Source organism: Microbacterium sp. MYb54, from assembly GCF_002979515.1.
GTDB lineage: Bacteria > Actinomycetota > Actinomycetes > Actinomycetales > Microbacteriaceae > Microbacterium.
This window is the reverse complement of the sequence record NZ_PCPA01000002.1, coordinates 268,466-291,137: the sequence shown is the minus strand read 5'-3', so window position 1 is coordinate 291,137 and position 22,672 is coordinate 268,466. Positions and strand designations below refer to the sequence as shown.

The 22,672-nt window shown below is 65.8% G+C and carries 23 protein-coding genes; 12 read left to right on the top strand and 11 right to left on the bottom strand.

Going from position 1 to position 22,672, the window contains the following annotated elements; genetic code table 11:
* Positions 1–2,020 (top strand): LuxR C-terminal-related transcriptional regulator (locus tag CQ040_RS04205; RefSeq protein ID WP_219844682.1); only part of this gene is annotated, 2,020 nt, incomplete at its 5' end.
* 201 nt (positions 2,021–2,221) lie between these two features.
* Positions 2,222–3,451: an amidohydrolase family protein gene (locus CQ040_RS04200; protein ID WP_105526162.1), complete on the top strand. Its 1,230-nt coding sequence runs from the start codon at positions 2,222–2,224 to the stop codon at positions 3,449–3,451.
* Positions 3,452–3,570: 119 nt separating this feature from the next.
* Here CQ040_RS04200 and CQ040_RS04195 read toward each other — a convergent pair whose 3' ends face one another.
* Entirely contained in the window at positions 3,571–4,050 is a 480-nt protein-coding gene (locus CQ040_RS04195; protein ID WP_181156946.1) for a MarR family winged helix-turn-helix transcriptional regulator, read from the bottom strand.
* Positions 4,051–4,153: 103 nt separating this feature from the next.
* On the opposite strand from CQ040_RS04195, the gene CQ040_RS04190 reads away from it, so the two are divergent.
* Both CQ040_RS04190 and CQ040_RS04185 read left to right on the top strand, forming a co-directional pair.
* Entirely contained in the window at positions 4,154–5,224 is a 1,071-nt protein-coding gene (locus CQ040_RS04190) for an alkene reductase (protein WP_105526160.1), read from the top strand.
* Positions 5,225–5,332: 108 nt separating this feature from the next.
* Positions 5,333–5,704, top strand: a complete 372-nt coding sequence (locus tag CQ040_RS04185) for a hypothetical protein (RefSeq protein WP_105526159.1) — start codon at positions 5,333–5,335, stop codon at positions 5,702–5,704.
* Between the two features lie 45 nt (positions 5,705–5,749).
* On the opposite strand, the gene CQ040_RS04180 is transcribed toward CQ040_RS04185, so the two are convergent.
* Positions 5,750–6,292: an SMI1/KNR4 family protein gene (locus CQ040_RS04180; RefSeq protein WP_105526158.1), complete on the bottom strand. Its 543-nt coding sequence runs from the start codon at positions 6,290–6,292 to the stop codon at positions 5,750–5,752.
* Positions 6,293–6,336: 44 nt separating this feature from the next.
* Between CQ040_RS04180 and CQ040_RS04175 the strand changes: the two genes are divergently transcribed.
* Both CQ040_RS04175 and CQ040_RS04170 read left to right on the top strand, forming a co-directional pair.
* Positions 6,337–8,826 carry an excinuclease ABC subunit A gene (locus CQ040_RS04175; protein WP_105526157.1) on the top strand — a complete coding sequence of 830 codons (2,490 nt, stop codon included), beginning with the start codon at positions 6,337–6,339 and terminating at the stop codon, positions 8,824–8,826.
* Between the two features lie 137 nt (positions 8,827–8,963).
* Positions 8,964–10,256, top strand: coding sequence for an alpha/beta fold hydrolase (locus CQ040_RS04170; protein WP_146113860.1), 1,293 nt, complete (start codon positions 8,964–8,966; stop codon positions 10,254–10,256).
* 26 nt (positions 10,257–10,282) lie between these two features.
* Here CQ040_RS04170 and CQ040_RS04165 read toward each other — a convergent pair whose 3' ends face one another.
* The 4 genes from CQ040_RS04165 to CQ040_RS04150 are packed head-to-tail and all read right to left on the bottom strand — an operon-like array spanning position 10,283 to position 13,429.
* A complete protein-coding gene (locus tag CQ040_RS04165) occupies positions 10,283–11,104 on the bottom strand; it encodes an NAD(P)-dependent oxidoreductase (RefSeq protein ID WP_219844681.1) in 822 nt (273 codons plus the stop codon).
* Positions 11,065–11,655, bottom strand: coding sequence for a DUF2165 domain-containing protein (locus tag CQ040_RS04160; RefSeq protein ID WP_105526154.1), 591 nt, complete (start codon positions 11,653–11,655; stop codon positions 11,065–11,067). Before CQ040_RS04160 ends, CQ040_RS04165 begins: the two co-directional genes overlap by 40 nt.
* Before the next feature lie 44 nt (positions 11,656–11,699).
* Positions 11,700–12,905 carry an MFS transporter gene (locus CQ040_RS04155; protein WP_105526153.1) on the bottom strand — a complete coding sequence of 402 codons (1,206 nt, stop codon included), beginning with the start codon at positions 12,903–12,905 and terminating at the stop codon, positions 11,700–11,702.
* Positions 12,902–13,429 carry a Chromate resistance protein ChrB gene (locus CQ040_RS04150; protein ID WP_105526152.1) on the bottom strand — a complete coding sequence of 176 codons (528 nt, stop codon included), beginning with the start codon at positions 13,427–13,429 and terminating at the stop codon, positions 12,902–12,904. Before CQ040_RS04150 ends, CQ040_RS04155 begins: the two co-directional genes overlap by 4 nt.
* Positions 13,430–13,529: 100 nt before the next feature.
* Here CQ040_RS04150 and CQ040_RS04145 point away from each other — a divergent pair, with 100 nt between their 5' ends.
* The gene (locus tag CQ040_RS04145; protein WP_105526184.1) at positions 13,530–14,144 is read left to right on the top strand and encodes a class I SAM-dependent methyltransferase; all 615 of its coding nucleotides are present in this window, start codon (positions 13,530–13,532) and stop codon (positions 14,142–14,144) included.
* Positions 14,145–14,178: 34 nt separating this feature from the next.
* Here the strand turns inward: CQ040_RS04145 and CQ040_RS04140 are convergent, their stop codons facing one another.
* The 3 genes from CQ040_RS04140 to CQ040_RS04130 are packed head-to-tail and all read right to left on the bottom strand — an operon-like array spanning position 14,179 to position 16,498.
* Complete coding sequence (locus tag CQ040_RS04140) at positions 14,179–14,526, bottom strand: UBP-type zinc finger domain-containing protein (protein ID WP_105526151.1); 348 nt, start codon at positions 14,524–14,526, stop codon at positions 14,179–14,181.
* 44 nt (positions 14,527–14,570) lie between these two features.
* Positions 14,571–15,452 (bottom strand): DUF5996 family protein, encoded by an 882-nt coding sequence (locus CQ040_RS04135; RefSeq protein ID WP_105526150.1) that lies wholly within the window; start codon positions 15,450–15,452, stop codon positions 14,571–14,573.
* Between the two features lie 2 nt (positions 15,453–15,454).
* Positions 15,455–16,498 (bottom strand): DNA topoisomerase IB, encoded by a 1,044-nt coding sequence (locus CQ040_RS04130; RefSeq protein ID WP_374954124.1) that lies wholly within the window; start codon positions 16,496–16,498, stop codon positions 15,455–15,457.
* 91 nt (positions 16,499–16,589) lie between these two features.
* Between CQ040_RS04130 and CQ040_RS20625 the strand changes: the two genes are divergently transcribed.
* From CQ040_RS20625 to CQ040_RS04115, 4 genes are all read left to right on the top strand, one after another.
* Positions 16,590–16,754, top strand: a complete 165-nt coding sequence (locus tag CQ040_RS20625) for a hypothetical protein (protein ID WP_181156949.1) — start codon at positions 16,590–16,592, stop codon at positions 16,752–16,754.
* Complete coding sequence (locus CQ040_RS04125) at positions 16,739–17,449, top strand: type 1 glutamine amidotransferase domain-containing protein (RefSeq protein ID WP_105526148.1); 711 nt, start codon at positions 16,739–16,741, stop codon at positions 17,447–17,449. Before CQ040_RS20625 ends, CQ040_RS04125 begins: the two co-directional genes overlap by 16 nt.
* A gap of 2 nt (positions 17,450–17,451) precedes the next feature.
* Positions 17,452–18,564, top strand: coding sequence for a Gfo/Idh/MocA family protein (locus CQ040_RS04120; RefSeq protein WP_219844762.1), 1,113 nt, complete (start codon positions 17,452–17,454; stop codon positions 18,562–18,564).
* Between the two features lie 77 nt (positions 18,565–18,641).
* Complete coding sequence (locus CQ040_RS04115; protein ID WP_219844678.1) at positions 18,642–20,117, top strand: aldehyde dehydrogenase family protein; 1,476 nt, start codon at positions 18,642–18,644, stop codon at positions 20,115–20,117.
* Positions 20,118–20,181: 64 nt separating this feature from the next.
* Here the strand turns inward: CQ040_RS04115 and CQ040_RS04110 are convergent, their stop codons facing one another.
* Together CQ040_RS04110 and CQ040_RS04105 are read right to left on the bottom strand one after the other, a co-directional pair.
* Positions 20,182–20,664, bottom strand: a complete 483-nt coding sequence (locus CQ040_RS04110; protein ID WP_105526146.1) for a nuclear transport factor 2 family protein — start codon at positions 20,662–20,664, stop codon at positions 20,182–20,184.
* Positions 20,665–20,760: 96 nt separating this feature from the next.
* Entirely contained in the window at positions 20,761–21,897 is a 1,137-nt protein-coding gene (locus CQ040_RS04105; protein WP_105526182.1) for an epoxide hydrolase family protein, read from the bottom strand.
* A 61-nt stretch (positions 21,898–21,958) separates the two neighbouring features.
* On the opposite strand from CQ040_RS04105, the gene CQ040_RS04100 reads away from it, so the two are divergent.
* Positions 21,959–22,669 carry a YafY family protein gene (locus tag CQ040_RS04100; protein WP_219844677.1) on the top strand — a complete coding sequence of 237 codons (711 nt, stop codon included), beginning with the start codon at positions 21,959–21,961 and terminating at the stop codon, positions 22,667–22,669.
* Positions 22,670–22,672: the final 3 nt, after the last annotated feature.

Genomic DNA, 22,672 nt, shown 5'->3' with positions numbered 1-22,672 from the left:
CGAAGCACGCGCTCTTTTCGGTTCACGCGGTGACCACCTGTCTGAGAAGCAGATCGACCGCATCCTTCAGAGAACCAGGGGATGGGCGGCTGGGCTTGTTCTCATGATGCACATCGCGGCCGATTCGCATCGCAAGTTGGGTGTGCATTTGCGGGGTGATGAGCCCGTGGTCGTGAACTACCTTCTCGAAGAGGTGGTCGGCGGCCTCGACGGTGAGCTCCTCGAGTTTTTGCTCGCGACTTCTATTCCGGAAACGTTCACGCTCGACCTCGCCGCTCTGCTCTTCAGTGAGGCGCCAACCCTGGAGAGCGTCCAGGCGCTGATTCGCCTCAACATCCTGAAGGAGGCCGACGCGTATGACCCGATTCGTTACCAGCTCCATCCCGTGTTGCGAGACTTCCTTCTGACGCGGCTGAAGGACCGGGACCCGGGACGGGTTCGATCTCTTGAGCGTGCCGCGGCAGAGTGGTTTGCCGAGGAGCAGGACTACGTGCCCGCAATCAGGCACGCCGTGGCGACGGGGGACCCGGACTTCGTCTGGGGGATTCTCAGTCGCTGTGGCGTGCAGCTGATTCTGATGGGGCACACCGACGATGTCAGCCGAGTACTCGGCCAGCTGCCCCGCTCATCGCGGAAGGACGCTGCCGTCCAGATGCTGATCGCCACCGCGGATGTGATGCGCGGTCATGCAGGCGCGGCGGCCGTTGCCCTGACAACACCTGACGATGTGGCTTCCGTCATCACAAATCAGTGGCGGACTGGCCTCGGCCTGCACGTCGCGAATCAGCGAGGCGGCATTGATGAAGTGCTCTCTCGCACCACGGTCGAGTCCATGGGGCAGTCGCAACTCGACATCTACGTCTCCCTACAAGCGGCGAGGGGGGAGTTACATCTTGGTCACTTGGACCGGGCGGACCGATACGCACTTCGGGTGCTCGATCGTGCGCGGCTCGAGCGAGCGTCCGTCGCGGAACTGCAGGCCACCATCGTCCGCAACGCGAGCGCGCTCTTTCGCGGCAGAGTGCGCGCTGCTGCGGCGGGAGGCGAACGATTCGAGCGCCGATGGCAGGACCTGGATGAACCGAGAGGTGCGTTCACCGCATTGAACCTCGCCTGGTGGTATTGGGCGAGATACGAGCTCATGCAGGAGCGCCCGGGACAATTGCGGCGGCTCGTCCACGCTGCGGCGGAGATCAGCTCTGCGCCCACTATCGTGCGTGGTATCAGAGGACTCGTCGCACTCACACGGGTGGGTGATAGCGAGGGGACAGACTCGCACGACGCGGCAGTATCACTGCTGGAGCTCCTCAGCCCCCGAGAGGACATGCCCGTCCCCGTGCATTGGCACGCGATGATCGCTCCGTTCGTCGTTCGCGCGTTGGGGAGACTCGGTGAACCACACCTGCGGGACGAGTTCATCGGCGCCACCGATCGGGTCCTTGACGGCACCAGCGAGATGCACCTGTTGCGCGCCACCGCAGCGATGCAAGACCAGCGACACGGCGAAGCATCGGACGTGCTCGCCCTGGCGTTCGAGGGTGCTGGTCCGTGGTTGCTTCACGCCTCAAGCATCGATGCCTGGCTGCTGGCCGCCGACCTCCACGTTCAGCAAGGGCAACTCGAACAGGCACAGATCGCGCTTGACACCGCGCTACGAATCGCGGAGCCTGAGGGGCTTGTTCGCCGGTTCGCGGATGCCGGCCCCGCCATCGCTCAGCTATTGGCCAGCAGGTCCGTCGTCGACGCGCCCTCTGCCTTCGCCTCCCGCGTCCAAGGTCGACTTCTCAGTGCAATCGGGCAGGAGGATCACCTCACCCCTCGTGAAAGGGTCGTGCTGGCCGCGTTGAGTCGTAACGCGACGCTTCGTGAAATCGCTCGTCAGGAGTTCGTCTCGCACAACACCGTCAAGACGCACACCCGCAACATCTACCGCAAACTGGGGGTCTCCGACCGTCGAAGCGCTGCTGCAGCCGCACGCGACCTCGGTTTGTCGTACGGTCAACTCTCGCTCGGGCTGTGAGGTGTCTCCACGGGCCCGGAAATGAGCACGTGGGACAGCTCGCTGATGTAGGCATTGGTACCTATCCGAAACCATGCCTGGAGCGTGAATCATGGTCTCGTTCGACCGCGGGTGTGACAGCGGGAACGACGTGGAGATCGCCTGTTCGGCGGCACCGTCGCCCGCATGCGTCCCGTGGAGCGAGGATAACGAGGGAGATGCATGCGCGTCCAGATCATCAACGCCCACATGCTCGAGCCTGCGACAGGCGAGCGTCGGCAAGATTCGTGGATCGAGATCGACGGCGGCAAGATCGTCGACAGCGGGGTCGGGACGCCTCCCGCGCCCTCGGGCGACGTCCGCGTGATTGATGCGCGCGGTGGCACGGTCATGCCTGGATTGATCGACGCGCACGTCCACATCTTGGTGACTTCGACCGATGCGTCGGAGGTCGCTTCCTGGGCACCGAGCTACGCCACGATCCGGGCGTTGCGTTCTGCTGGCGACATGCTTCGACGTGGGTTCACTACGGTCCGCGACGTTGGCGGTGCCGACTACGGGATGGCGCGCGCCCTGGACGAGGGGTTGCTCCCTGGCCCGCGGTTGGTGTTCGGGGGGAAGGCGCTCTCGCAGACCGGTGGCCACGGAGACTTCCGATCGCGGAGTGACGACTCCCTGCCGTGCTGTCAGCTGAAGCCCGACTTCGGCCGGATCGCAGACGGGGTCGACGCGGTTCGGAGGGCGGCTCGTGACGAGTTTCGCAAGGGCGCCCATCATTTGAAGCTTGTGGTTTCCGGCGGTGTTGCGTCGCCGACCGATGAGATCTCGGCGGTGCAGTACACGGCCGATGAATTGCGCGCCGCTGTCGTGGAAGCGGAGAATCACAACCGCTATGTGACTGCGCATGCGTACCACCCGCGTGCCGTGAATCAGGCGCTCCGGGCGGGTGTCCGTTGCATTGAACACGGGAACCTCATCGACGATGAATCGATCCGGCTGCTCGTGGAGAACGATGCGTTTCTCGTGCCGACCATCGTCACGTACGAGGCCATGTACGAGGTGGGGAGGGCCTCGGGTCTCTCCTCGAGTTCGCTCGGAAAGCTAGACGAAGTCCGCTCAGCCGCGCTTGACGCGCTGGGTCGGGCGCATCTTGCGGGAGTCAACATTGCATACGGCAGCGATCTCCTCGGCGCGTTGCAAGTACGTCAGCTCGACGAGTTCACAATCCGTGCGCGTGTTCAGGAGAACATCGACGTGATTCGAAGCGCTACGAGCACCGCGGCTCGCCTACTCAACATGGAGGGCCAGGTCGGCACGCTGTCGCCCGGTGCGTTCGCCGACCTGCTCATTCTCGACGGCGACCCCGAAAGGGATATCGGAATCCTCACGAATCCCCGCCGCTACCTGCGCCATGTGACCATCCGTGGCGAAATCGCCGAGGTTGCGGGATGACGACTGCTCATCTGAATTCTGGAGTCGGTGGATCATCAGCCCTGTGTGTTCGTCGCTGGCATGTCGTCCGGAGAAGTCGCATCGGATGGACTGGGTGCGATCGGACTTCAGTGAATTGGTCAGGCCCGGGGGCAGACGCCGGAGACCGAGCCGACGATCTTCTCGGTGTATGAACGGAACGCCTCGCGGTTGCGCGGAGGCAGCTCGGCGATCAGCTCTTCGAGCGTGTCGTTGAGCTGGCCGTAGAACGCCCGCGCGGCGGCCTCGCCCGCTGCGGTCGCCGTGACGTTGGTCGACCGCCTGTCGTGGGGGACGACGGCGCGTTCGACCAGGCCTCGCGCCTCGGCGCGATCGATGAGGCCCGTCAACGCGGTCTTCTCGATGTCCAGGCTCTGGGCGATCGTCGCCATCCGCTGCGGACCGCTCAGCAGGAGGCCGAGGATGCGCGCCTGCGTGGGGGTGAGTCCGTTCTTCTCGGCCAGCGTGATCACCCGCGTCGTCACCAGCGAGGTGAGTTGGGCCAGCGGATGCATGAAGCCGAGGTCGGGTTGCTTCCCGGCGTCGGCGACGGGAGGCTTCGTGGTCTCACCTGTCGCCATGGGAATACTGTACATCCAGGGATAGTTCACCCCATGTACAGTCACTCACATGGACTGTCGGGATGCGTACAGCATCTCGTCGACGACGGAGGAAGAACAACCTATGAATTCTGCGCTCGCACCCTACGATCTCGCGGGGATCCCGCTCGCCAACCGGATCGTGATGGCCCCGATGACTCGCAGTCGTGCCTATGGCCCCGGCGCGACGCCGACCGGTCTCAACGCGACCTACTACGCACAGCGCGCGACAGCCGGTCTGATCGTCACGGAGGGGACGCAGCCATCGGTGGTCGGGCAGGGCTACCCCGACACTCCGGGGCTGCACACAGCCGAGCAGGTGGCGGCATGGAGAGCGGTGACCGACGGCGTCCATGCCGAAGGCGGCAGGATCTTCGCCCAGCTGATGCACGTCGGCCGCATCGGCGACCCTGATCTGCTCCCGGACGGCATGATCCCGGTCGGGCCCTCGGCCGTCGCCGCAGCGGGAGAGATCTACACGCATTCCGGGAAGAAGCCGCACGTCACCCCGCACGTTCTCACCGAGGAGGAGATCGCGGACACGATCGCCGACTTCGCCGACGCCGCAGCGAACGCGATCGAGGCCGGCTTCGACGGGGTCGAGATCCACGGCGCCAACGGATACCTGGTGCAGCAGTTCCTCGCCACGAATGCGAACGTGCGACAGGACGGGTGGGGTGGTTCGATCGCCGGACGCACACGTTTCGCCGTCGAGGTGGCTCGCGCGGTCAGCTCGCGGATCGGGGCGGAGCGCACGGGCATCCGGTTGTCGCCCGGTGGGGTTCTCGGCGACATCCAGGAGGACGACCGCGAAGTCACGTATCTCTCGCTGATCGAGCAGCTCGCCCCGCTGGGCCTCGCCTACGTGCACGTCATGGAAGCCCCCGGGCAGCGCGACCTCGTGCTCCGCATGCGCGAAGCCTGGCCGAACACCTTCATCCTCAACCCGTTCACCGGTAGCGAGCCGACCGGGCCGGACGCACTCTCCCTGGTCGAGGAGGGGACGGCCGACCTGATCTCCTACGGGGCGCTCTACATCGCCAACCCTGATCTGCCCGACCGTCTGCACAAGGGCGGCCCGTTCAACGCCCCCGACATGAGCAAGGCGTTCGGCGGCGACCACCAGGGCTACACCGACTACGCCACCCTCGCCTAGTCCGGCCGCACCCATTCCATCCCCTCTCCTCTACGGTGAGGGGATGGAATGGGGCGACTTCACCCGAGCTGCCGCTCCGCGGTAGATCGGCAACTTTGAGGAGGGTCCATGAACAGCGACCAGTGGGGACGAGCCCGGGCGGACCGCGCCGCGGCCGACCGGCGCGCGCGAGCAGCCGAGGAAGCTTCGAGCGTGGAGGCTGCACCCCAGAAGACTCCGGTTCTCGGGCGGACGGGATTCGTTGCCGTGCTCGCGATGGTGGCGCTCGCTCTCCTTCTGCGCCGCTCTGGTCTAGGGGCCATCGGTGACGTGCTGCTCCTCGGGTCGTACGTCGTCGGAGTGGGCTTTGCTGCCTGGTCTTTGGTCAAAAAGGAGAGCCCGAAGTTCGCCATCGGCACCCTGGCTCTTCTCGTGGCCGGGCCCGTGTTGCTCTGGGCACTCGGGGCACTCGTCTGGTTCGGATATGGATCGGGATTGTAGTCCGACAGCCCTGATCCGCACGCCGGTGGATCGCGGAGCTGCGGTTCACAGAGCCGCCGGGACGAGTGGCGTGAAGTCGATGGGGTCGGAGTCCCGTCCGCTGTTGCGTCCTCGGACCCATTCGACCGCCTCGAACAGGTCGTCGCCGATGCGTGTCAGCGAGTCGAAGCGTGTGGTGTGGAAGATCGGCAGTTCGTCGTCACTGTCACGGGCGCCGGTGTCCCAGGCGAGATAGTCGCCGTTCTCGCTCATCGCGAAGACCACCAGTCGTTGCGCGATGTCCCAGGAGCCGTCGGGCTCGATCTTCCAGGTGTCGTCGTCGGCTCGTCCTTCGTCGAATTCCTGGTGCAGCCGATCGGTCAGATACCCGCCTCGGCCCACGATGCCATCACCGAATCCTGAAGGAACCGGCGTGTAGATGAGCCAGAGCCCGAACAGGCGCCCCCAGCCGAATGCGCGCACGAACGAGACGTACGACGGCGGTAGCGGGGCACCGTCTGGCAGCCGGTGCCGCTCGATGGTCTGTTCGTCCAACAGCGGAGCGGCCGGCCGGGCGACTCTCACGTTCCATCGCGATTCGTGTTCCACCCCTGAAGGCTATGTCGTGCAGCCCTCTCCTCTACGGTGAGGGGATGGAATGGGGCAAGGAAGTCGTCGTCCGTGGGGCCCGCGTCCACAACCTGAAGAACGTGGATGTGGATGTGCCGCTGCACTCCCTGGTCGGAGTGACGGGCGTCTCGGGGTCGGGCAAGTCTTCGCTCGCCCTCGGAGTGCTCTACGCCGAGGGGTCGCGTCGCTACCTGGAGGCGCTCTCGGCGTACACGCGTCGGCGGCTGTCACAGGCCGCACGCGCGGATGTCGACATCGTCGAGGGGGTTCCCGCGGCGATCGCTCTGCACCAGCGCCCGGCGGTTCCCGGCGTGCGCAGCACCTTCGGGACGGCGACGGAGCTGCTGAACTCGCTGCGGCTGCTGTTCTCCCGTCTCGGCGCGCATCGGTGTCCGAACGGGCACAGCGTGCCGCCGTCGCTGAGCATCGCCTCGACCGGTCACACCACGTGCCCGACCTGCGGGGTGCGGTTCGCCGCGCCGGGTGCCGAGGCGTTCTCGTTCAACGAGGAGGGTGCATGCGAGACCTGCGAGGGGACGGGCGAGACGCGTCAGGTCGACCGGCGGGCGCTCGTTCCCGACGAATCGCTGTCGATCGACCAGGGAGCAGTCGCGGCCTGGGGGTCGTTCGGTGCGAGCCTCCTGCCACAGGTGGTCGCGGCTCTCGGCGTGCGCACCGACATCCCGTTCCGCGACCTGACCGATGACGAGCGGCACATGGTGCTCGACGGCGAGGAGACGACGCGACCGGTCGTCGTGACGAGCAAGAACGGCAACGTGTTCGAGCTCAACGCGAAGTATCGCAACGCCGTCCAGGTGATCGACGATGCGCTGCGCAAGGCTCAGAGCGAGAAGGGGCTCGCGCGACTCGACCGCTTCGTGCACGTGGCACGGTGCCCGGCCTGCGGCGGCTCGAGGCTCAACGCGCAGGCGCGGTCCACGACCGTGGCCGGTGAGAGCCTCGACGTCGTGTCGGCGTGGAGCCTGGAGCAGGTCACAGAGTTCGTCCGCGGCCTGCCGTCCACGGCGCCGGCAGAGTTGCGGGAGATGGCCGAGCGCATCGTCGAGGCCTTCACATCGATGGGGGACCGGTTGCTCGGACTCGGGCTCGGATACGTCTCGCTCGACAGATCGTCACGCACGCTCTCGACCGGGGAGCTGCAGCGGGTTCAGCTGGGCAGAGCGCTGCGCAGCAGTGCGACCGGAATCCTCTATGTGCTCGATGAGCCGTCCATCGGCCTGCACCCGGCCAACATCGAGTCGCTGCTCCGGGTGGTCAGGCGGCTCGTGGAGACCGGCAACTCGGTGGTCCTCGTCGACCACGACGTGGACGTGCTCCGACATGCCGACTGGCTGATAGAGGTGGGACCCGATGCCGGGACCCACGGCGGACAGATCGTCGCGACGGGCGATGTCGCCGCGATGGAGGGGAACCCGTCGTCCCGCATCGGCGGCTTCCTCAGCGGACGCGAACCCGCCGTCGTCCGCACCCTGACCGATGCCGAGCAGATGTTCGCAGAGGGGCGCATCTCTCTACGGACCACACCGCACTTCACACTGCACGGGCTCTCCGTCGACTTCCCGCTCCGCAGGCTGACCGCGGTGACCGGGGTGTCTGGTTCGGGCAAGACCACCCTGGTCCTCGAAAGCCTCGCCGCCGCGTTGGAAGCGCAGCACACCGGGATGAGCCGTCCGGCGCACGTCGCCCACCTCGACCCGGGCGGCATCGAGCGCACGGTCGTCGTCGACGCGGCGCCGATCGGACGAAACGTACGCTCGACGGTCGCGACCTACACCGGCGTCCTCGACGACCTGCGCCGCGCTTACGCGCACACCGATGCCGCCAAGGCACTCGGACTCACCGCATCGAGCTTCTCGTACAACACGGGTGAACTCCGGTGTCCCTCCTGCGAAGGGGTGGGGCAGGTGTTCCTCGACGTGCAGTTCCTCCCCGACGTCGACATCGCGTGTCCCACCTGCGGCGGCACGCGGTACAGCCCTCGGGCGGATGAGGTCAGCCTCGAGGGCGTCACCCTGCCCCAAGCCCTCGCGCTGACCGTCGAAGATGCCCGCTCGCGGTTCGCACGCATCCGGAAGGTCGAAGCCCGACTGCGCACACTGGAGGAGATCGGGCTGGGGTACCTCACGCTGGGGGAGGCGACCCCTGCCCTGTCCGGCGGCGAGGCGCAGAGACTGAAACTCGTCGCGGACCTGGAACGTGAGCTGCACGGCACCCTGTTCATCTTCGACGAGCCCAGCGTGGGCCTGCACCCCGCGGATGTGCGCGTACTGCTCGCCGTGCTCCAACGCCTGCTCGATGCCGGCGCGACCGTGATCGTCATCGAGCACGACCTCGACGTGATCGCCAACGCCGATCACGTGATCGACCTCGGCCCCGGCGGCGGTGCGGACGGAGGACAGATCGTGGCGGCGACCACCCCCGAAGGGCTCACCCGGATCCCCGAGAGCCTGACCGGGCGATACCTGCGCCTGCACACCGACTCCCGCGCCTGAGAGCGAAGGCGGAGTGGGGTCAGAGCACCCCGGCGTCGGAGGGGGCCGGACTCATCCCAGCGAGGGATGTGCCCGGCGGTCGTCCGCGACAGGATGGGACGTGCGGGGAACTCCCTCGTGTGAACTGGGGGTATGACATGCGGAGATTCTCGCGCGGACCGAAGATCTGGTCGGGAGCGGCGGCGCTCGTCGTCGCAACGATAGCGCTCGCCGGGTGCAGCATCCCGGGGTCGGAGCCTGTGGACGCGTCAGTGGAGGCCGTGGACCCGGCGAAGGGGGCCGAGGGGTTCCCGGTGGGGGAGTGGGAGGCCTGCGCGCTTCCTGGGCAGCCGGATCGTCGATGCGGGTCGGTGCAGGTCGGGTCGGCGACTGGCGACGACGATACCAAGGTCGCGATTGCCGTGGCAGTCACCCCGGCCCGCAACGCCGACAGCGCCTCGAAGGGCGTGCTGTTCGTCGATCCGGGCGGCCCGTTGGTGTCGGGCATCGCGTCGCAGGCCGGGTTCGCCGCGACGGCGGACGCCGAGGTCCGCGACAACTTCGACATCGTCGGGTACGACCGCCGGGGTTTCGGGCGCAGCACCCCGATCACCTGCGACATCGCCGACTCGCCCTCGTTCTCCGAAGCGGACATCGACAAGGAGTGGGCATCCTTCGAGCCGACGGCGCGAGCGGAGCTGAAGAAGTGCGAGCAGGAGACGGACGGGCGCGTGCTCACTGCCGGCATCAACGCAGGTGTTCGCGATCTCGATGCCGTCCGTGAGGCGCTGGAAGTGGACCAGATCAACATGCTGGCGCTCTCGTACGGCACGCTCCTCGGACAGGCCTACCTTGCTTCGCACCCGGATCGGGTGCGAACGATGATCCTCGACGGCACTGTCGATCCCGAGACCACGGGTCCCGAACAGACGCTGGAGAACATGCTCGACGTATCGGATGCGGCAGCGAGCTCCGGAACCGATCGCGACCCGAAGCTCGCTGATGGTTTCGTTGATGCGTACACGAAGGTCTCCGAAATGTATGGCGACGGTGCACCGTACGCGCAGGATCTGGCCTACAACTGCACCGACTTTGTTTGGCCGGCGACCCCGTTCGACGAGGCGGACGGTTTGACGTCGGAGCAGCAGGCAGAGGTTCTCGGCTCGCGAGCGTACTGTTACGGCTGGCCGGGGGCTGACCCGATCGGTGCGCTCGACTTTCCAGAAGAGGCTCCGAAGCCGCTGCTCATCAACGGCATCGACGACCTTCGTACCCCGATCGACGGTGCGCGCGCTGTCGCCGAGCGAACCGGAGGCGTGCTCATCACGATGCCGGGGAGCTTCCACGGACTGGTGAACAGTTTCACCTGCCCGACCGACATCGCCACGGCTTACCTCCTCACCGCGCAGCTGCCGACGGCATCGGAGTGCCCGAAGGCGGAACCTCGCTGACGAGTCGGAACACCCGCGAAAGACGCCTATCGACGCATCCTGTCGGTCGAGTACTCCGGGGTCGCGTAGATTCCGCCCTGCGGGATGCTCGCGTCGATCGACTCTTCCGGCACCCGGTCCGCGGCATCGTCCTGTGGGACGTACCCGACCGTTGCTCCGGCCTCGAGATCCCACCAGCGGTTCGTGTTCGCCGACACCGCATAGAACACGGCGGTGTGCTCGGTGGTGGTCATGGCGGCCAGGAACGCCCGCACCGCGTCGGCGGGACTGAGCCAGGTGCGCTGCTCGCGTGCGGATCCGGGCTGCTGCTCGTAGGTGCCGATCCGCACCGAGACGGTGCTGAGGCCGAACTTGTCGGCATACAGTCGGCACAGGGCTTCGCCCGCCACCTTCGACACCCCGTAGAAGCCGTCAGGCCGCGGAGGCAGATCCGGCGTGACGTGCTCGCCGGCGGAGTACATGCCCGTCAGCCGGTTGCTGCTGGCGTAGACGACTCGTGGCACACCGGCCCGACGGGCGGCCTCGAGCACGTGGTAGGTGCCGACGATGTTGACCTCGGCGAGGTCGTGGAAGTCTGCCTCGTCGGCGATCCCGCCCAGATGGATCACGCCGTCGGCGCCCGCGAACAGCTCCACCAGGGATTCGAGATCACCGAGATCCGCCGTCACGACCGAGTCCCCGGGGCCGATGGGGCTCGCCGGGCGGATGTCGGTGGACACCAGCGCGACGCCCTCTTCCACGAGGGCGGCGCGGAGCGCGGATCCGATGGTCCCGGCAGCACCCGTGACGACCCAGCGGCTTCCCGCCATCACGATGTGGCGTCGCGGCGAGGCGTGGTGTCGTCCCACCGCGGCGAGGGGAGATGCAGCAGCACCAGGCCGATGCCGGCGATCACCGAGTTGCGGAACGCGGGGTCGAGTCCGTTCCACGAGGTGGAGCGCCACATCTGGAACCACTCGCCGCCGATCGAGATGAATCCGCCGACGAAAAGCAGGATGATCATCACCAGTCCGATCGACGACCAGACGCGAGCGGCGTGGAAGCCGTGGCCGAGGAACCCGCGGATGAAGAAGACGAGGGCCACGATCAGCACGATCGCGCTCAGCGACTCCCAGATGATCACGCCGATGTACGCGAGGTTCCACAGCACGGGATTGTCGATCGCCCGCCACATCACGTCGGGGTCGAGCCCCTTGCCGGCCTCCTGGCCGAAGTTCGTGGTGTCCATCGCCAGCACATGCTGCACGAAGTCGAAGTTGGTGCCGTAGTCGGTGATGTTTCCGAGCGCGACGAGGAAGATGTAGAGCGCGTTCACGAGAACGAGCGCGGCCGCCGCGAAGGGCAGCGAACCGAGAAGGTGCCAACGGGGTGAGCGCACCGGCTCGTCGGTCGTAGTCATGACCAGACAGTATCGGTCGCCGCATCCTGGCGTCGAGGGATGCATCACGCGTTCGGACCGGTGGCCTTCGTGCTCTCGGCCGGGATGCGTGGCAGCATCCGCGTGGCCGATCCCGTCAGCGCGACGACGAGTGCGATCGCAGTGAGCCCGATCGGCAGCGTCGCCACCACGGCGACGCCGCCGACCAGCAAGGGCCCTCCGGCGTCTCCGAGTTCACGGCCGAGTTCAGCGGTACCCATCGTGCGACCCATCCGCTCGGGCGGTGTCGCGTCGGCGAGGTGCGCGAATGCGAAGGGGGTGGCGAGTCCGATTCCGATGCCGAGCAGTCCGGCGGCGACGTAGAGGCCCGGCAGCGTGGGCAGTCCGGCGGCGACGAGGATGCCGGCGGTGATGATCGCGAGGCCCAGCGCCATCGCGGCACGATCGCTGACACGGCCGCTGTCACGCAGTCTTCCCGCCCACGGTTGAGTGAGCGTCGAGCTCAGCGCCAGAACGGACGCGAGCGCGATGCTCGCGAACAAGGGCGCCTCCTCACTGCTCGCCATGGCGGGAAGGAACCCGATGGCCGCGCCGAGCGCGCCGGTGGAGGCGGCGAGGACCAGGGTCGGGATGAGGAAGCCGCGCTCGGTCGTCTGGCGGACGAGGTCGGCGACCGTATAGCGGGGTCGAGGAAGCGGGTCGATGCGCGGGAGGGCGATCGCCACCCAGACCGCGGTCAGGACCGCGACCGCGCTCAGGCAGACGAAGAGCAGCGCGAAGCCGCCAGTGAAGATCAGCGCGGCGCCGATGAGCGGACCCAGCGTGTAGCCGAGTCCCTTCCAGGATCCGTATCTGCCGAAGTATCGCCCCTTCGTGCCCGGAGCTGCGAGCCGTGCGACCGTCGCGGAGGAGGCGGGTGAGAACGCCGAGGCGGCTGCACCCTGCCCGAGTCGTGCGACTGCGAGGGCGATGGTGTTCGACGACCACAGCCCGATGAGCGACACGATGCCGAACGCGAGAAGCCCGAAGACGATCACCGGCTTGGCGCCGATGCGGTCGGCCAGCGAGCCGAACACCGGCTTGAGGAACACCTCGGCGAGGTCGTAGATCGCCAGGAGGGCGCCCATCCGGAGGAGATCGAGGCCGATACTCTCCCCGGTCGCGCCGATGCCCGCTGCGATGCTGTGGGCACCGAAGGCGGTGACGAAACCGGCGGCGTAGAGCGGGGCGATCGAAACTCTCGTCCGTGCCGAGGCCGCCGGGTCACTCACGCGTGGACCGCTTGATAGACGAGGTCCGCGAAGCGGGCGAGGTCGGCGACGGAGGCGGCGAGCTCGCGGTCTGCGTCCTTCGACGACGCGGAATCGAACACATCGCGGCTGCGGATCGTCCGATGCCAGCGCTGCAGGCGGTCGAGGCTTTGCTCCTCCTCTTCGAGCTCTGCCAGGGTGAACTTCTTCTTCGCGATCTCGCGAGCGATCTCGGCCCGATACTTCTCGCAGTCGGCGATGAACTCCGACCAGTCATCGGCGCGCGCGGCGTCGAACAGCGCTCTGAGGGCGGCCGTGTCGCCGCCGTCGGCCTGGGTGCGGAGCACGAGGATGTCGCCGTCGCCGCGCTGCGCGAGCGCCCGTGCCCGCTCGACGCCCGCGACGCACGCCGGTACTTCTGGGGCGACCCAGGTGCCCTGTCCTGCAGGCACCGCGCCGAATTGGCGCAGTTCCCGCCAGACGGCGACGCGGTGTCTCGAAGGTGCCGCCGGCACTTGAACCAGGAGCACGAGCCAGCCATCCATCTTCGTCACATTCAGAACTGTAACAGTTGTTACATCCAGACCGGCGCCAGCTGCCGGATACTGTGGAGGTCGATGATCGCGAGTGGACGGTGAGGGTTTCATGTCGAACGACTCCGGGAGCGATGCGCGCATCCGAGACGGATACGCCGCGCGTGCCGTCGAGTACACCGAGCTGCTCGGCGACATCGGGCAGATGGATGCTGTCGACCGGGCGCGCATCGGGCGATGGGCTGAAGGAGTCGAGGGCCGAATCCTCGATGCCGGATGCGGCCCTGGACACTGGACCGCGTTCCTCGTCGATCGAGGCGTCGAGGCCTCGGGCATCGACCTCGTGCCGGAGTTCATCGTCGGTGCGTCAGCGCGGTTCCCACACGTGCCATTTCGGGTGGCATCGCTGGACGAGGCCGACATCTCGCCGGCCTCATTCGGCGGCGTGCTCGCCTGGTACTCGCTGATCCACGCGAGTCCGGATGAGCTGCCGTCTCTGCTCGCGGCCGCCCGACGCGCGCTCCGCGAGGGCGGGCGCCTGCTGGTCGGGTTCTTCGACGGGCCGGACGGCGAACCGTTCCCGCACGCCGTCACGACCGCGCACTATTGGACGATCGAGGGGATGTCGGCGCTGCTGGAGCGTGCCGGCTTCTCTGTGATCGACAGCGATGCGCGGGTGCAGGACGGACGGCGCCCGCACGCGTCGATCAGCGCGGTCGCGGTCTGATCTTCGCGGGGGAGGGGTAGTCGCTGCGGCCTCCTCAGCGCGTGCTGAGAATCTCTTGCCAGTTCGTCGGCACGCGATCGACAGGGCCGGGCGCCCCCTGTTCGACAGGGTGGCTGCTCGGAGGGGCGAGCGTCGGCCCGGCTATGAGAGCGCCGGTCCGAAAGTCGAAGAACCAGTCTTCACCCGGTTCATACGACTGAATGATGGGATGCCCCGTCGATCGTGCATGTGCGCTCGAATGGCGAGAAAGGGAGTCGTCGCAGCAGCCCACGTGTCCGCACTCCGCGCACCGACGAAGGTGCACCCACCATCCGCCGGTCTGGTCGCACTCCACGCACCCCGACCCGGAAGGTGCGACGCTCGGATCTATACCATCGGTCATCTCTTACTCCTCATCTGATTCAGGTGTGGCACTGACAGCGGAGATCAGTGCCATCTTGCCAACCGGGATGCCGCTTCTGCGGTCGTTCGTAGGAATTGAAGGATCAGAGCGTCGGGGTCGGCCGCAGCTCGGGCGACTTCGTAAGGCAAGATGAACTCGCCGAGATCCGAATCGTAGAACGCGCCTTCGGGCACCTGGGTCTCTGCGAAGCCTTCGAGGGTGGGGTAGGCGTAGGCGTAGAACGCGCCTTCGGTCCCACCGCCGGGCCAGAAGCCCGCGCTCGACAACTCGTCGGAGTAGCCCTCGATCATCACGCTGTCCGGGCAGTTGGGTGCTCCGCCGGGATGAGCGGGTGCCGGTCGCCCGGAGAACCGTGTCACGGCCAGATCCATCGCGCCCCAGAAGAAATGCACGGGGCTCGCCTTCCCGCGGAACTCCGAACGGAAGCGATGCAACACGCGATTGGCCGACACCAGTTGCTCCCAGAACAGTCGCGCATGCTCCGGGACGTACACGCAGTGCTCGACGTCATCCGGGAACGGGATCGCAACCGCGACTTCGTTCGGCCGCGGATGGATCTCCACCTCGACGCGGAGCCGTGAAAGTGCTTCAAGACTTTCGCGATAGAAGTCCGCGACACACAGATCAGCAAGATCCAGCGACTCGTATCCGCCGTCGCTGGTGCGGGCCACGAAGACATGATCGATGAAGTCGAAGGACATCTCCAGCACGCGGTCATCGACCGGAATCGCACCCGTGGTCAGGCCTCGCGAATCGACCAGCAGGGTGACATGCCACCAGTGGTTGAGCGGTGGGCTCAACACCATCTTCATCTTGCCCACGACCTGCATGAACATGTGCAGCGTTTCCCGTGTCGGCTGCCACGCATCGACAGCGAGGGCGGGCCAAGCAGCGCGTGGCGACATTCTCAACTCCAGTCTGAGGAACCATCGGCGGATCGAACCAGAGCCGTGTGGACAGCGGCTTGAAGCCCCGGGTCGTGCATGACCTCTTCCACGAGCGGCGATCCCTGCCGGGCGATCGCCGTCTCGAGGGCCGCCACGACCTCTTCGTCCCCGCCGACGGAAACCGCGTCGGGATGCACGTAGGCGGCTCGTGCCACCGTCGGGGTGTTGCCCAACAGCTGGGCGGCCGCATCGTACGGCTTGAGGCGTTCCTGTCGGCTGTGCGCCGTGGTCGAGAACACGGCTCCTGCTGCGACCGCAGCCGCCGCAACGGTCGCACCCCAGGTGCGGAATGCCTTCGCCGACGCGGATACGGCGCCGTGGGTGTGGATGTAGGAGTTCACCGTCGCGCTGTCGACTCGCCGCCAGGAGGGTGGTGCCGATGTCGCGAACAGTCGCTGCGTCGGCGCGCAGTCCTGGGCGAGCAGAGCGCGCAGCACAGGCGCGACCGTGCTGTCGTTGACGACCTTGTGGTGGGAGATGTGCTCCTTGCCGATGAAGTCGAACACCGCGGTGTCGCGTTCCAGGGTCAGGTGGGCGCGACGGAGTGTGGTGAGACCGTAGGTGTCGTTGTCCCGTGCGTAGCGCTCATTGCCGACGCGGAACAACCCCCTATCGAGCAGACGCACGGCGGCGGCGGCGACAACGGGTCCCTCCGGCGGCTCATCGGGGGAGGCGCGGGTGAGGTCGTTCTCGACCTGGTGGCGGAGTGTGGGGAGTGACGAGGCGAACTCGAGCAGATGCGAGAACTTGTTCGCGCGTGATCGCTCCAGTGCCGCAGCGGAGTAGCGGTACTGGGTCCGGCCGCGGGCATCGATTCCCGTCGCCTGGATGGGGCTAGTCGCGTCGGCGGACGCCCACACATGCGTCCATCCGGGAGGAATGCGCAGCGCTCCCAGCCTGGCGAGAACCGCCTCGTCGACAACAGGCACACCCTGACTGTCCGCCCAGCCGGGTGGCCGGGTGCTCAGCCGGTGGAGTCCCGGCGGGCGGACTACGTGCCGCATGGCCTGCACAGACCCTCCAGTGTCGTTCACCCGGGATCGAGCTCCTGCCGCCTGTCGAGCACGGCACTGCCGTGGCTTCACAATACTTTCCATGGAATGGATCGCCTGGAAGAAATTGAGCGTACACGAGATTCGACGACCGAGTGGCGCGCAGCGTGATACTTTCCATGGAAAGTATCTGGAAGCGTCGATCGCCGAGCAGGACAGCCGCGATCGGCCCAAGAGCAGAGGAAACCTCGAATGCCTGCAGTACTGATGGTTCTCACCGGAGCGAAGACCTGGACGATGAAGGACGGCACCCCACACCCCACCGGCTTCTGGTCGCGCGAGTTCGTCGAAGCCCACAAGGCGTTCACGAACGCGGGACTTGCGGTGCGGATCGCGACACCGGCGGGTGTCATCCCCGTCGTCGATGAGCTGAGCTTCTCGCTCGACTACAACAAGGATCAGGCGGATGTGGATGCGCAGAAGGCGTATCTGAGCGATCTTGCGTCGACCTTCGAATCCCCGCTGTCGTTGGCGGATGTCGATCCGGCAGACTTCGACGTCGTCTTCCTCGTGGGAGGGCACGGGCCCATGCAGGACATGGCGGTCGACCCCACGATCGGAGGGATTCTCGCCGCAATCCTGGATGACCCGAAGAAGATCGTGTCAGCCGTCTGTCACGGACCGGCAGGCTTCTTGTCTGCGCATCGCTCCGACGGGAGCTGGCTGTTCAAGGGCTGGAAGCTGACCGGGTTCAGCAACGAAGAAGAGACGGGTGCGACCTTCGCCGGCAATGCTCCGTGGCTGCTGGAAGATCGCCTGCGTCTGGCCGGTGCCGAATACGTCGCCCTTCCGGCCTGGGCGCCCAACGTCGTCGTCGACGGGAATCTGATCACCGGGCAGCAGCAGGTGTCGGTGGAAGACACGGCGGCCGCCGTGCTCGACAAGCTGCGGGAACTCGCTTGACGATGCAGAGGATCGGCGTCGGGATCATCGGCGTGAATGCTGACCGCGGCTGGGCGAAGACCGCGCACATCCCGGCGCTGTCAGCGCTTCCGCAATTCGAAGTTCGGGCGATCAGCGCGTCCAACGCTGAGGCTGCTGAGGCTGCGGGGCACGCGTTCGGCGTTGAGACCACGCTTGTGGACCATCACGAACTCGTGCGGCACCCCGACGTGGATCTCGTCGTGGTGACGGTGAGGGCCCCACGACATCGCGAGCTCGTGAGCGCAGCCATAAAGGCCGGGAAGGCGGTCTATTGCGAGTGGCCGCTCGGGGTCGACCTGGATGAAGCACGAGCGATGGCCAACCTCGCGCGGAAGCATGATGTGCGAACGATTATCGGTCTTCAGGCGCGGCAGGCCCCGCAGATCCAATATGCCCGCGATCTGATACGCGATGGCTTCATCGGCGAAGTTCTCTCTACGAAGATCGTGGGATTGCAGTCCACGGGCGATCTGATCGAAGAGGCGAATGCTTACATGATGGACGAGGCGAATGGCGCGAATCTCCTGACTGTCAGCGTCGGGCACAGCGTGGATGCATTGGTACGCGTGCTGGGCGAGTTCGAGACGGTATCGGTTGCGACTGCTACCCGACGTCCGACTGTCCGCACGCCGACGAGGAGAGTTGCCAGGACATCTGCTGACCAAGTCGCCATAGTGGGGCGGCTCGCCTCCGGTGCGGTGGTGAGCGTTCACATCCATGAAGGGTCGGCTGGCGGCCGCGGGTTCTACTGGGAGATCGATGGAACCGAAGGAACCATGGTGCTCAGTGCGGAGTGGGCTCTTCCGGAGATCTTCCCCCTGTCGCTCTCTGCATCCAAGGGGCAGGCTCCGATCGAGAAAATCGAGATACCGAGGTCCTATGCGCAAGCGACTCCAGAACTCGACAGCCTGGTAGGAACACCGGCCTACAATGTCGGCCGAACCTACGCCTCCTATGCCTCTGACCTTGAGGAAGGAACAAGACTGACCGCTGATTTCAGCGATGCCGTGGTCCGTCACGAACTCATCGCGGCGATTGAAGCGTCTGCGGTCACCGGGGCGTCCGTCGGTTTCGAACCGAGCTACGACCGGTGACGCCGTCAACGTTCGACTCCTGGTCGTGGGTCCTTTCAGTCACGCGAGTTGGCAGATGAAGAAAGCAAGGAAAGTAGATGTCTAAGTTGATGGAAACGCGATTCGCTCGTCACCTGATCAATGGTGAATGGGACGACGGTGGGGTGCGTGAGAGCAGCTTCAATCCCGCTACCGGTGAAGTCATCGGCGAATACGTCAAGGCGGGTGCTGATGAGGCCAATCGTGCGATTGCAGCTGCAAAAGATGTGTTCGACAACACGGACTGGCGGTTCGACAGGAAACTGCGAGCTCGAGTGCTCAACTCGATGGCCGATGCGTTCGAGGCCAGGAGCGAAGAACTCGTCGAGATCCTCGCCCTCGAAAATGGCAAGATCAAGCCGGAAGCGCGATTCGAGGTGGGGCTGTCCGGACCAACGCTCCGCTTCAACGCCGCACTCGCCCTGACCGACACGGGAAGGGCTGCTGAAGCGGTGAAGGGTCGCATGACGATGGTCGTCCGGCAGGCTGCCGGCGTTTCCGGGGTAATCGCACCTTGGAACTCGCCAGTGGCGCTTGTGCTCCGTTCGCTTGCTCCCGCGCTTGCCGCTGGAACGACGGTGGTGGTCAATCTCCCCACGGCCACGGCGCAGACCAATGCGCTCATCGCGGAGATTGTCGCTCAGACACCGGGCCTCCCTGCTGGAGTCGTCAACTTCCTGATCGGCGGGCGCGAGAGCGCCGGCGCGATCATCAAGTCCCCGGACGTGCCCATCATCAGCTTCACCGGGAGCACCAAGACCGGTAAGTCGATATCGGCTGACGCGGCTGTGCATCTGAAACGGATGGGACTGGAGCTCGGGGGTAAGACCCCCATGCTCGTCTTCGAAGACGCGGACCTGGACGAAGCTATTCCGATTATCGTTCGCGCTCTCACGACCTTTGCAGGTCAATTCTGCATGACGGGTTCTCGTGTACTCGTTGCTTCCGCGATCGCCTCCGCGGTACGTGAGCGGCTCGCTGCTGCACTCCGAGCGGTCAAGGTCGGGCCGGCGGCGGACCCCTCCAGCGAGATGGGCGCCATCATCGACAAGCCCAATGTGTCGCGCATCGATGCCGTCGTCGAGAACGCGATCTCGGCTGGTGCGACCGTTATCGTGCGTGGGGGGCCTGTTACGGAAGGGGAACTCGCCAAGGGTGCCTTCTATCGACCGACGTTGCTGGAGGTGACCGATTCTCAGATGGACATCGTTCAGCAGGAAGTCTTCGGCCCCGTGCTTACGATGCAGGTGTTCGAGAGCGAGTCCGAAGCGATCGCAATGGCCAACGACTCTGAATACGGTCTCTCCGCAGCGGTGTTCTCCACCGACGTCGACCTTCCGTTGCGAGTCGCGCTGCAGCTCGAGTCCGGAACCGTGTGGGTCAATGATTGGGCGGTGCTGTACGACCAGTCCGAAGAGGGTGGTTTCAAGTCGAGCGGTCAAGGCCGGATGCGCGGCCTTGCGGTAATCGACGATTTCATCGAGTACAAGCACATCGCTCTTCGTCCAGGACACACAGACCTGACACGAGGATGAAGCGGTGAACCGGTCTTGCTGATCGACGCCTGCACGCGTCGATCAGCAAGACCGCCGTCTGAGATCAAGAAGCCTTGAACAGTTCGTCCTGCCTGTCGACAAAAGGCTTGAAGAGCTCTGCTGGCCAGTTCGGATCGATGTTCGATACGCGGGTCAGTGGTTTCCACAGGCCATCTCGCCGTTCGAAGACGTCATCATAGGTGCCTGTTGAAACGACTCCCTGACCGCCTTCTTTCCAGTTCACTCTCCATCTCCAAGCCACAGAGGCCTGGTCTCCGGAACCCGTTATCTCGAACCACACAACTTCATGGAACCATTTGTTCAGTGGGAACACGCTATGTGCATAGTCGTACAGATTCTTCAGCTCCGCAGGGCCATTGAATGTCTGGGTGCGCAGATCGTTTACCGTGAACTGAGAATCAGGCCAATACAGGCTCACGTACTTCTCTGCAGATTCTCGGCTCGCGTCGTTATCGATGTATCTCTGGTGCAGAGTGAGCTGTTCGAAGATCTCGAACCGGTCCTGTGCGCTGAGATTCAGATCCATATTCAACCTACTTCCGTCAGATGCTTTCCATGGAAAGTATCTGAGCGTACACGAGATCTGATCACGCCGAGGGCATCGACCTCGTGCCGGTGTCGATCAGGCGAGACTGCGGAAGAACCTGCGGATGTCGTCGGCGAGAAGCTCCGGCTCCTCCATCGCCGGGAAGTGTCCACCCTCGGTGAACTCGCTCCAGTGGCTGATCGCACCGGCCGGATCCATCGTGCGCCGGATCAGCGGATGGGTGTCGAAGACGGCCCAGCCGGCGGGCACCCCGGAGGGCATGACGAAGTCGAGCTGGGCGTGCTCCGACTCGTAGAAGAACTGAGCGACGGAAGCGCCACTGCGGGTGAACCAGTACAGGCTGACGTTCGCCAGGAGTTGGTCGCGATCGACTTCCGGCGCCCGGTTACCGCCATCGATCCTGCGCGTGAACTTCTCGACGATCCACGCGAGCTGGCCGACGGGCGAGTCGGTGAGTGCCGGACCGATCGTGTCCGGTCGATGGTTGTGCATGCCGATGTAGCCGCGTTCCGCAGCGCTCGCGGCATGTGCGGCCTCGAGCTGGGCGAGCTCCTCCTCGGACAGGCCATCGGGGGCGGGGAACATGGTGCCGACCAGCCCGAGCCAGACGCGGTCGCTGCCGAAGTGGGTGCCGATGACGCGGTCGGGGTGGATCCCGGCAAGTCGTCCGGTGATGCCGGTGCCGACGTCGGTGCCGTGCGTCGCGAACCGGTCGTAGCCGAGACGCGTCATGATCTCGGCATAGGCCTCCGCCGTCCGCGCGAGATCCCACCCCGTCCCGGACAGCGGGTTCGAGAAGCCGAGGCCGGGCAGTGACGGGATGATCACGTGGAAATCGTCGGTCAGCAACGGGATCAGTCGCTGGTACTCGATGAACGACGCCGGCCAGCTGTCGCTGAGAAGCAGAGGCGTGGCCCCCGGGTTCGCCGACCGCACATGGAGCACATGGAACGTCTGGCCGTCGACGACCGTCGTGAACTGCTCATGCGCGTTGAGGGCAGCCTCCTGCGCGCGCCAGTCGAAGCCCTCGCGCCAGTACTCGGCGAGCTCCTTCAGGTAGGGGAGCGGAACACCGCGTCGGAAGTCGGCGCTGTCGTCTCGACCGGGCACGGCCAGCGGCCACCGTGTACGGGTCAGACGATCGTGAAGGTCATCGACGGCGTCCTGCGGGATGTCGATGCGGAAAGGGGTGAGGGAGGTGTTCTGGGTCATGTCGTTCACGCTCTCAGGCAATGCGGAAGATGAGCTTCCGCATTTGCTGAGAGGATCAGACATGCTCGAGACCTCGGCCCGTCTGCTGGAACTGCTGTCGTTGCTTCAGCTCAGACGTGACTGGACGAGTTCCGCACTCGCCGACCGACTGGGTGTGAGCACGAGAACCGTGCGCGCCGACATCGGCAAGCTCCGCTCGCTCGGCTATCCCGTGGACGCGCGACCCGGCGTCGCCGGCGGGTACCGGTTGGCCGCGGGGACGGCGATGCCTCCGCTGCTGCTCGACGATGACGAGGCGGTCGCAGTCGCGGTCGGGCTGGGGGTGGCCGCAACCTGGCGGCTCGGAGTCGAGGAGACTTCCCTCACCGCCCTCGCGAAACTGGAGCAGGTGATGCCGTCCCGCCTCCGCCGACGCGTCGACGCGATCCGCGGGGCGACGAGCGTGGTCCCCGGAGCCGAACCACCGCTCGATCTCGCGGCGCTCAGCACGGTCGCCTTTGCGATCCGCGGCCACGAACGGCTCCGCTTCGGCTACACCAAACCCGGGGGCGCCGAAGAGCCGCGGCACACCGAACCGCAGCGGCTGGTGAGCTGGGGGTCGGTCTGGTACCTGCTCGCGTGGGACCTCGACCGAGACGACTGGCGCATCTTCCGCGTCGATCGCATGGTCCCGCGGGCACCGACCGGCGTGCGCTTCCGCCCACGCGCGATCCCGGAGGGCGACGTCGTCGAGTACGTCGTGCGTCGGGTCACGAAGGCATCCACCTCATGAAGC